At 31.8% G+C, this 2,863-nt stretch carries 2 protein-coding genes and 1 pseudogene; all 3 read left to right on the top strand.

Annotated features, from left to right (window positions below; genetic code table 11):
* Window positions 1–506 (top strand): sulfite exporter TauE/SafE family protein (locus J7G74_RS14150; RefSeq protein ID WP_297136518.1); only part of this gene is annotated, 506 nt, incomplete at its 5' end.
* Window positions 507–813: 307 nt separating this feature from the next.
* Window positions 814–2,631 (top strand): potassium-transporting ATPase subunit KdpA, encoded by a 1,818-nt coding sequence (kdpA, locus tag J7G74_RS14145; RefSeq protein ID WP_297136517.1) that lies wholly within the window; start codon window positions 814–816, stop codon window positions 2,629–2,631.
* Between the two features lie 13 nt (window positions 2,632–2,644).
* A pseudogene (locus tag J7G74_RS14140) lies at window positions 2,645–2,863 on the top strand (potassium-transporting ATPase subunit B); the annotation flags it as partial.

Here is a 2,863-nt window from a genome sequence, read left to right as displayed (position 1 = left end):
ATGAGTCAAAAATTCAATTAGTTATGGGTGTAGCTCTTATAGCTACTGCAGTATTAATGTTCTGTAGTAAAATGGGATATATGCCAGGTGGTGGAGATGCTATAGGGTTAAGTGGAGTTAAGCTTGCAATAGGCATAGTAGGAAATGCTATCCTTGGAGCATTAATGACAGCAGGAGTTGGGTTATTCGCTCCTTGTATGGCACTTACTTACTTTTTAGGTTTATCACCACAAGTTACGTTTCCAATAATGATGGGTTCTTGTGCAATGTTACAGCCAATAGCATCAGTTAAATTTATAAAAGAAGGAGCATACCCAAGAAAAGCTACATTATCCTTAGGTATTTGTGGTATAGTAGGAGTATTTATAGCTGCTTATATAGTAAAATCATTGCCTATTGAAACATTAAAATGGATTGTAATGGGTGTTTTAGTATATACTGGACTTAGTATGATAAATGCGTCAATTAAAAATTTAAGTAATAGATCGAAAGTTGCAGTTGAATAATTAGTTGTAAAATATATTATTGACTGTATGATAGCTATTTTAATGATACGAATAAAAAGTTAATATTTCAAAATATAAAAATATTAAAAAGGTGAACTTAGGTTAAGTTCACCTTTTTTGTTATGCTATTTTAATACTATTTTAATACATTTTGCATATGTCTTAACACTATTTTAAAAGTACAAATTATATACTGTATTTATATAAAGGAGGAGTGACATATGCAAATATTAATTTGTATTATTGGTTTAGTAGCCACAATTTTATTAATTTATTATTTTGTAATTCTTATGAGGGGGGACGAATAATGACACATACACTTTTACAGTATGTATTTTACTTAATCATTCTAGTGGTGCTTGCTATACCACTTGGTGGATATATAGGAAAAGTAATGAATGGAGAAAAAGTATTTTTGACAAAAATAATATCTCCATGTGAAAAAATTTTATATAAAGTGATGAGAGTAAATGAAAATGAAGAAATGAATTGGAAAAAATATTTATGGTCTGTACTTCTATTTAATGGTATAGGTTTAATATTCCTCTTTTTATTACAAATGCTTCAAGGAATATTATTTGGAAATCCAGAAAACATACCTGGAGTACCTTGGGATTTATCTTTTAATACAGCAGTAAGTTTCGTAACGAATACGAATTGGCAAGCATACAGTGGTGAATCAGGATTAAGCTATTTAACTCAAGCTCTTGGGCTTACAGTTCAAAATTTTGTATCAGCTGCGACAGGAATTGCCGTATTATTTGCACTAATTCGTGGTTTTATAAAAGTAAAATCAAATGGACTTGGGAACTTCTGGGTTGATATGACTAAGATTATTTTATATATATTAATACCTCTAAATATAGTAATTTCTATAGGTCTTGTATCTCAAGGTGTTGTACAAAACTTTAAACCATCAGAAACCGTTCAATTGCTTGAACCAATTGCTATTGATAAAGAAGGTAATGTTATTGAAAATGCTATTATAGATAAAAAATCAAATACAGTCTCAGTAGATGGAAAAATTGTAGATGGTGCAGAAATAATAGAAGAGCAAGTTATACCTTTAGGACCAGCAGCAAGTCAAGTTGCCATTAAACAAACAGGTACAAATGGTGGTGGTTTCTATGGTGTAAACTCAGCACATCCACTTGAAAACCCAACAATTATTTCAAATTTACTAGAGATGATTTCTATTTTACTTATACCTGCAGCCTTATGCTTTACATTTGGTAAGGGTGTCAATAATAAAAAACAAGGTATAGCTATATTTATGGCTATGTTTATAGTTTTGGTAGCAGCACTTGGTATAGTTGCTGTTAATGAACAGTTAGCAACACCACAAATTGCTCAAAATGGAATGGTTGACATATCTACTGTTAATCAACCTGGTGGAAATATGGAAGGTAAAGAAGCACGCTTTGGTATAGCGGCCTCATCTACATGGGCAACATTTACAACTGCTGCATCAAACGGATCAGTAAACTCTATGCATGATAGTTATACACCACTAGGTGGTATGATTACCATGTTATTAATTCAACTTGGTGAAGTTATATTCGGTGGTGTAGGATGTGGGCTTTATGGAATGCTTGCATTTGCAATATTAACGGTGTTTATTGGAGGACTTATGGTTGGAAGAACACCAGAGTTTTTAGGCAAAAAAATAGAACCATTTGAAATGAAATGGGCAGTATTAGTTTGTCTTGCTACTCCAATTGCTATTTTAGTTGGTAGTAGTATAGCCGTAGTTTTCCCTGGTATTGAGGAAAGCCTTAATAACGTAGGGGCACATGGATTCTCTGAAGTATTATATGCATATTCGTCAGCTGGTGGTAATAATGGATCTGCATTTGCTGGATTTGATGCGAATACAGTATTCTTAAATGTAACTTTAGGATTTGTCATGTTATTTGCAAGATTTGTACCAATGATAGGAGTATTAGCTATTGCAGGAAATCTTGCTAAAAAGAAAAAAGTAGCAACAACATCAGGTACACTGTCTACAACAAATGGATTATTTGTATTTATGTTAATACTAATAATTATTTTAGTTGGGGCACTTAGTTTCTTCCCAGCACTTTCACTGGGGCCAATAGCAGAATACTTTAGTTCAATATTATAGGGGGAGTTAGAATATGGAGTTAAAAACACAAACATCTCTTATTGATAAAAAAATATTAGTAAGAGCTGTTAAAGATTCATTTATAAAGTTAAAACCAAAAACACAAAAAGAAAATCCTGTTATGTTATTAGTTTATATATCAGCGATTTTAACAAGTGTACTTTGGATAGTATCTTTATTTGGAATTAAAGATGCACCCTCTGGATATACACTAGCCATAGCTATAATACTT

It is taken from the genome of Terrisporobacter sp. (assembly GCF_017888745.1).
GTDB lineage: Bacteria > Bacillota > Clostridia > Peptostreptococcales > Peptostreptococcaceae > Terrisporobacter.
This window is presented reverse-complemented; position numbering and strand designations above follow the sequence as displayed.

What these genes read in the sequence shown, in the direction of transcription:
- kdpA (WP_297136517.1), top strand. Translation starts at nt 814, where the DNA reads ATGACACATACACTTTTACAGTATGTATTTTACTTAATCATTCTAGTG.